Annotated in this window: 1 pseudogene; it reads right to left on the reverse strand. The window is 69.6% G+C overall.

Annotation, left to right across the window (positions count from 1 at the left end):
* Positions 1-311: pseudogene (locus tag BN358_RS25445) on the reverse strand (spermidine synthase); the annotation flags it as partial.
* Positions 312-414: the final 103 nt, after the last annotated feature.

A 414-nucleotide genomic window follows, 5' to 3' on the forward strand; every position in this document is an offset into this window, starting at 1 on the left:
GGCAGCGGAAGCTTCTCGCGGACCTGTTCGGTGAGCGCCTCGTCGGGCTCGAGCACGACCTGCGCCGTGTGCGGACGGCGGGCCTCGACGTACCGTGGCAGCGTGAGCCCGCCGCCACCGATGTGGACCACGCGGACGCGTTCGCTGGCGGGACGGGCGAGCACGGTCTCCTCCAGCACCTCGGCGATCCGCTGGACGTACTCGAACTCGAGCCGCAACGGGTCGCCCGGATCCACCCAGGACTGCTCGGTACGTCCGTTCACCACCATGAAGGCACGACGATCATCCGGCGCGGGCACAACCTGGCTCATGGCGATCAGCTCGTGAAGACCGCAGCGCCGCCGAGGAACGACGGGAAGCCCCACCGCGTCCAGATGATCATGGGCACGGAGCCTAGCCGCAGAAGGGGCCCGA

This window comes from Sedimentibacter sp. B4 (assembly GCF_000309315.1).
Taxonomy (GTDB): domain Bacteria; phylum Bacillota; class Clostridia; order Tissierellales; family Sedimentibacteraceae; genus Sedimentibacter; species Sedimentibacter saalensis.